General features: G+C 30.0%; 6 protein-coding genes. 5 read left to right on the top strand and 1 reads right to left on the bottom strand.

Features of this window, described 5'->3' with window-relative positions; translation table 11 throughout:
- The 4 genes from QZZ48_RS13430 to QZZ48_RS13445 all read left to right on the top strand — a co-directional run.
- The coding region (locus tag QZZ48_RS13430) for a transporter substrate-binding domain-containing protein (RefSeq protein WP_294966716.1) at positions 1-2,670 on the top strand (2,670 nt) is incomplete at its 5' end.
- 30 nt (positions 2,671-2,700) lie between these two features.
- Positions 2,701-3,258, top strand: coding sequence for a SiaB family protein kinase (locus QZZ48_RS13435; RefSeq protein WP_294966717.1), 558 nt, complete (start codon positions 2,701-2,703; stop codon positions 3,256-3,258).
- Positions 3,258-3,632: a DUF1987 domain-containing protein gene (locus QZZ48_RS13440; protein ID WP_294966718.1), complete on the top strand. Its 375-nt coding sequence runs from the start codon at positions 3,258-3,260 to the stop codon at positions 3,630-3,632. The genes QZZ48_RS13435 and QZZ48_RS13440 overlap by 1 nt, the downstream gene beginning before the upstream one ends.
- 9 nt (positions 3,633-3,641) lie before the next feature.
- Positions 3,642-4,439 (top strand): HD domain-containing phosphohydrolase, encoded by a 798-nt coding sequence (locus QZZ48_RS13445; protein ID WP_294966719.1) that lies wholly within the window; start codon positions 3,642-3,644, stop codon positions 4,437-4,439.
- Here the strand turns inward: QZZ48_RS13445 and QZZ48_RS13450 are convergent.
- Positions 4,429-5,544, bottom strand: coding sequence for a metallophosphoesterase (locus QZZ48_RS13450; RefSeq protein ID WP_294966720.1), 1,116 nt, complete (start codon positions 5,542-5,544; stop codon positions 4,429-4,431). The two genes, QZZ48_RS13445 and QZZ48_RS13450, sit on opposite strands and share 11 nt — an antisense overlap.
- Positions 5,545-5,636: 92 nt before the next feature.
- On the opposite strand from QZZ48_RS13450, the gene QZZ48_RS13455 reads away from it, so the two are divergent.
- Complete coding sequence (locus QZZ48_RS13455; RefSeq protein WP_294966721.1) at positions 5,637-6,260, top strand: YceI family protein; 624 nt, start codon at positions 5,637-5,639, stop codon at positions 6,258-6,260.
- Positions 6,261-6,352 lie beyond the last annotated feature (92 nt).

Below are 6,352 nucleotides of genomic sequence, written 5' to 3' on the forward strand. Positions count from 1 at the left end.
GGTATAAAGTTTGATCGTATTCCTACAGCTTCTTGGAATGATTCCATTAAATTATCAAAAAACAAGGATGTTGACATTTTATCCGGAATTACAGAATCAAATAGAGAACATTTGATCTTTACAAAACCATATATAGAGAATGACATTGTTATTATTATGAATGATAAACATGTTTATGTAGAAAGCTTAGAAGAAATCAAAAATCAAAAAATTGCTCTTGTAAAAGACTATGGGTATACAGATAAAATTATAAAAGCATACCCGGAAATAAAATTTATACTTGTAGATAATATAAATGATGGGATAAGTGGTATCTCAACCGGCAGATTAAATGCTCTTCTATGTACTTTTGCATTAGGAAGTTACAATACTACAAAGAATAGTCTAAGTAATGTAAAAGTAGTAGGTAAAACTAAGTTTACAACCACACTAGGACTTGGTGTCCGTAAAGATTATATCCCCTTAGTTGGTATTTTAAACAAAGCAATAGATGCAATAGGGGAGCAAGAACATGTCGATATTTTAAACAATTGGATAAAGCAAGATTATATAGAGGTAGTAGATTATTCTCTTTTATGGAAAGTGGGTAGTTCTTTATTAATAATTCTATTAGCTATAATGTTTTGGAATAGAAAAATGGTAAAAGAGATTGCTAAACGTAAAGAGATAGAGAATAGATTAAGTACTCTTTTTGAAGCATCTCCTGATAGCATAGCCATTATGAACAAAAATGGTTCTTATGTTGATTGTAATATACCTACTCTTAAGATGTTTGGAGTTGAATCAAAAGATGATTTTATAGGCACAAGATCAGAAGACTATTCTCCATTAATGCAAGAAAGAGGTGAGTTAAGTTTAGATGTTATTCAAATGAGTATAAAAAATGTTTTTGATTATGGAACTCAAACATTTGAATGGATTCATATGCGCAAAGATAGTCAAAAAATATTTAATGCAGAAGTTGTACTTTCTCCAATAATATTAAATAAAGAACCTTATCTTTATGCAGTTGTTAGAGATATAACAAGTAGAAAAGAACTTGAAAATAAAATTAAAGAAAATCAAAAACAAATGGTTTTTGTCTCGGAGAATGCTAATTTAGGTTTTTGGACAATTAACCCGCAAGTGGATGAATTCCTAGTAAATGATGTTTTTGTAGAGATGCTGGGATATGATGTAAATGAAGTACTTATGCCAGGGTATGAAGATAAAATATTTAAACCATTAAAAGGTGGTTTTGAATGGTTTAAACAACTTGTACATTCAGATGATGTGGAGCGTAGTAATAGGGTTAGAACAGCGTATATCAACGGAGAAATACAAAAGTATGAACTGACCTACCGACTTCGAAAATCTGATGGTTCATGGATGTGGTCAAGTACTGTAGGAAGTATCCAAGAATATGATAAAGATGGAAAACCTACAAAGTTTAATGGAGTAAATCTAGATATTCAAGATAGTATGGAAGCAAAAGAAGAGATTCAAAGAAGTAAACTATTTCTTGATGCAGTATTAGACTCTCAAGAACAAATAGTTATCACAACTGATGGAATTCAGCTTGTTACAGGAAATAAAACTTTTTATGATTTTTACAATGTGAAAACTGTAGATGAATTTATAAAAAACTATGGAAGAAGTATATGTGAAACTTTTGATAAAAATGCTAAAGTAGGTTTTTTACAAAGCAGAATGGATAATGATGAAATATGGATTGATTATATAATTGATAATCCTGATAAAATCCATAAAGCTGTTATTATAGAAAATAATATTAAAAATATATTTACAGTAACCGCAGCTAAGATTCCCAGTGCTGAAAGTCTGAAGTCAGCAGTTTTTACAAATATAACAGCCTTGGAAGAAATTAGGGAAGAAGTTGAATCTATAAATAAACATACCCAAGATTCTATAGACTATGCTTCATTAATTCAACATGCATTATTACCTGATAAATTATTATTTGATGAATATTTTTCTGATCATTTAACAATTTGGCAGCCAAAAGATACTGTTGGTGGTGATGTGTATCTTTTTGAAGAGTTGAGAATTAAAGATGAATGTCTTCTTATGGTTGTAGATTGTACTGGGCATGGTGTGCCAGGTGCTTTTGTTACTATGTTAGTTAAAGCTATAGAAAGACAAGTTGTTGTTAAAATAAATAATGACAAAGATATTGATGTTAGTCCAGCTTGGATATTGAGTTATTTTAATAAAACAATGAAAAAACTTTTACAACAAGAGAGCAAAGATAGTGTTTCTAATGCAGGTTTTGATGGAGGAGTTTTATATTATAACAAAAAAGATAAAATTATTAAATTTTCAGGTGCAGAAACACAACTTTTCTATATAGAAGAAAATGAACTAAAAACTATTAAAGGTTCTCGTCAATCAGTAGGATATAAAAAATCTGATATTAACTTTGAGTTCCAAGAACATGTTATTCATATAAAAGAAGGAATGCAATTTTACTTGCCAACTGATGGCTACCTTGACCAAAATGGTGGAGAAAAAGGTTTTCCTTTTGGTAAAAAAATGTTTAGTGCTTTGATACAAGAAAATCAATCTAAGAGTTTGACTGAGCAAAAGAAAATACTACTAGATACAATAGAACGTTATCAAGGTAATGAAGATAGAAATGATGATTTAACGTTAGTTGGATTTAAGATATAATTTGTAATACTTAAGTAAAGGAAATATAATATGAATATAAACCATATACAGCACATGGTAGAAGAAGATGGAATTGTTTTTTTAAGCTATGGTGGTTTTTTATCCCAAGAACTCATATCTGGCATGACGGAAGCTTTAGAAAAAGAAGCTCAATATAATGATTTGAAAATGAATATTTCTAATAATATATTTATAATATTTATAGAACTTTCCCAAAACATGATGAATTATTCTAAGACAAAAGACCTGACAAATAGAGATATCAAACCTGAAGGATTAATCCTAGTCAGTAAGGATATTAAAGGTAATTACTTTATAGACAGTCAAAACATAGTTGCTATTGAAGATAAAGATAAGATAGAACCAAGACTCCAAGAAATAGAATCTTTAGATAAAGAAGGCATCAAAAAAAGGTATAGAGAACTACGTAAAAATGGTAAAAACACCCATGGTAAAGGTGGTGGAATAGGTTTTTATGAAATAGCAAAAAAATGTACGAAAATAGAATATAAATTTAAAGAAATAAACAAAAATAAATTTTATTTCCATGTGAAAGCTCACATAGCTACTTATGAGGACGTAGAATAATGAAAAATCTAATATTTGAAGCAACAAAATACACCCCTGAGATAAACTTAGATGCTAAAGGAATTATTTCTTTGGTTGGAAAATCATACCCAGAGAATACATTTGAATTTTATAAACCAATGATAAAATGGTTAGAAGAATACTTTGAAGTTAATGAATTTGGAACAACAACTATAAATATGGAAATAATATATTTCAATTCTAGTAGTTCAAAGCTTTTCTTTGATTTTTTCGATTTACTAGAAGAAAACTGTGAAAAGCATACAATAACAGTCAACTGGATATATGATGGGGAAAATGTAAGTGCCCAAGAAGCTGGAGAAGATTTTATAGAGGATTTTGAAAGTTTAAAGATTAAGTTAGTTGAAAAATAGGAATTTAAAATGATAATACATGAAAATAGACTTATTCACGAAATAGAAATTTTACAAGAAAGTTTTGCTAAAACAACAACAAAACTTATTAAAGATGTAAAAAGACAAGATAAAATTATGGCGAGAAGTGACAAAAGACAGCAACAAGAATATGATGAGCTACAGCGTAAATTTGCAGAAGTTGAGGCACTTCAAAAAGAGATAGAAGATACTCAAAAAGAAGTTGTATTTACTATGGGTGCTATTGGAGAATCTAGATCTAAAGAGACTGGTAATCATGTTAAAAGAGTTGCCGAGTATTCCAAAATATTTGCTTTACACTACGGCCTTGAAGAAAAAGAAGCTGAGATGTTAAAGCAAGCAAGTCCTATGCATGATATAGGAAAAATTGCTATACCAGATGCTATTTTAAATAAACCTGGTCGCTTTAATGAAAACGAACGTAAAATAATGGATACACATGCTCAGCTTGGATATGATATGTTAAATGTATCAGACCGACCAATACTCAAAATGGCAGCAATAGTAGCATATGAACATCATGAAAAATGGAATGGAACAGGATATCCAAATCAAAGAAAGGGTGAAGAAATACATATTTATGGTCGAATAACTGCTTTAGCAGATGTATTCGATGCGCTTGGTTCATCTAGAATTTATAAAGAAGCTTGGAGTGATGAAAGAATATTTAAAATATTTAAAGAAGAAAGAGGTGAGCATTTTGACCCTAAGCTTATAGACATATTTTTTGATAATTTAGATGAATTTTTATCTGTTAGAGATAATTTGAGAGATGTCACGGACTAATAGTTATGTCCGTTATCTCAGAACTTGCACCTAATCTCATAGGTGGTCCCCAAAAACCTGTGCCTTTATTTACATATATTTGTAAGTCTTTATTGTGTTGATGAAGACCGCTTACATAAGGTTGTTGAAGTTTTACAAGAAATCTAAATGGATAAATCTGACCACCATGAGTATGACCGCTTAACATTAGGTCAACACTATGCGTAACTTCTTCTATATATCTAGGTTGATGCGCAAGTAGTACTGTAGGTGAATCTTTTAATCCACGAATTGCATCTTTTATCTCTGGCATGTAAGATTTAGTTCTATAACCAAATACATCATAAACACCTGCAAGGTTAAAACCTTCTCCATCATCACCTATGTAGACATTTTCATTTTCTAGTACTCTTATTCCAAGAGCCTTTATCGCATCTATTATTGTACCCACTCCATGAAAATATTCGTGGTTTCCAACTATAAAAAAAGTTCCATATTTAGATTTTAGGTTCTTTAACTCTGCTAGTGTTTCTTGTGCATGAATTATGTCAATGTCAACTAAGTCGCCAGTAATTACTACTAAGTCTGGTTTTAAGAAATTTACTCTTTGAACAATATTATAAATAAATGTTTTATCAATAAGTCCTCCGATATGTACATCACTAAGTTGGACAATTTTATATGATTTCTTTAGTTTGTTAATCTTAATATCTACTTTTTCTAATTTAACATATTTAGCTTCGTACATAGCTCTTGCACTAAGTGACGATGCAACTACAAGAGAAGAAACATCAAGTGAGCGTTTAAAGAAATTTCTACGTTTTTGAGACACAGGAGAGTGATGAAGTATTACTCTTGAAATATCGTAGATAATAGCAGTACAAAATAGTAAAAATAATATACCTATAGGAAGTGAAAACAAAAAGTACAACCAGTTAGGAATATCAACATAATAACGACCAAGCATATAACCAATGATTCCAAAAAAGTTTACAACTAAAAAGATGCGAAGATATAGTTTATACTTATCTTTAAGGTCTAGTTTTGATATAAGTCTTTTTGAAATATACATGTTAAGCAGGATAAAAACGCCTAAAAAGGCTGTGAAAAATATTAATGGATTCATATATAAAGTATAACAGAGAAAACTAAACCATTAAGTTTAATTAATATTTATATTACAAGGCTATACTCTAATAACACAAAAGGAGAATCAATATGATTAAGTTTTTTATAGCTTTATTTTTACTTGCTACTATATCAAGTGCTGGTGAAATGGGAAAAAAAGGTGGCTCTTGCATCTTGAGTCAAGATGGAGATGTTAGTGTAAGTTGGAAGGCTTATAAAACACCAGCAAAAGCAGGTGTTGGTGGAATGTTTGATAGTGTGAAATACACAGCAGTTGCTCCAAAGGGAAATAACTTCCGTGAGATACTTGTAGGTTCAAGCGTAGTTATTGATACATCAAGTGTTAACTCTAAAAATAGTGGTAGAGATGTTAAACTTGTTAAGTTCTTCTTTGAAAAAATGAGTACTAAAAATATCACTGCTAAGATAGTAGATATTAAGTCAGATAAACGTATGCACGGTAAGCCAAAAACTGGCGTAATGAGTGTTTCAGTAACTATGAATGGTGTTACAAAAAATGTACCAATGAAGTACTCTTTTAACAAAGGTGATTTAAGTGCAACTGGTAATATAGATCTTATAGACTTTAGTGCTTCTAAAGCCCTAAGTTCTATCAATGAAGCTTGTTTTGATCTTCACCAAGGTAAGACTTGGAGTGATGTAACTATAGGGTTTAAAACTAATATCAAATTTGAACTTTGTAATACTATATAATGAACCCCTAAAACTGAACCAGTAAAATTTGTTTTCTTATTTCAAAAATGATAAAATTGAAATAGAAAATATAGGGATTAAATATGAGTGTA

This window comes from Sulfurimonas sp. (assembly GCF_016744025.1).
Taxonomy (GTDB): Bacteria; Campylobacterota; Campylobacteria; order Campylobacterales; family Sulfurimonadaceae; genus Sulfurimonas.

What these genes read in the sequence shown, in the direction of transcription:
- QZZ48_RS13435 (WP_294966717.1), top strand. Translation starts at nt 2,701, where the DNA reads ATGAATATAAACCATATACAGCACATGGTAGAAGAAGATGGAATTGTT.
- QZZ48_RS13440 (WP_294966718.1), top strand. Translation starts at nt 3,258, where the DNA reads ATGAAAAATCTAATATTTGAAGCAACAAAATACACCCCTGAGATAAAC.
- QZZ48_RS13445 (WP_294966719.1), top strand. Translation starts at nt 3,642, where the DNA reads ATGATAATACATGAAAATAGACTTATTCACGAAATAGAAATTTTACAA.
- QZZ48_RS13450 (WP_294966720.1), bottom strand. Translation starts at nt 5,544, where the DNA reads ATGAATCCATTAATATTTTTCACAGCCTTTTTAGGCGTTTTTATCCTG.
- QZZ48_RS13455 (WP_294966721.1), top strand. Translation starts at nt 5,637, where the DNA reads ATGATTAAGTTTTTTATAGCTTTATTTTTACTTGCTACTATATCAAGT.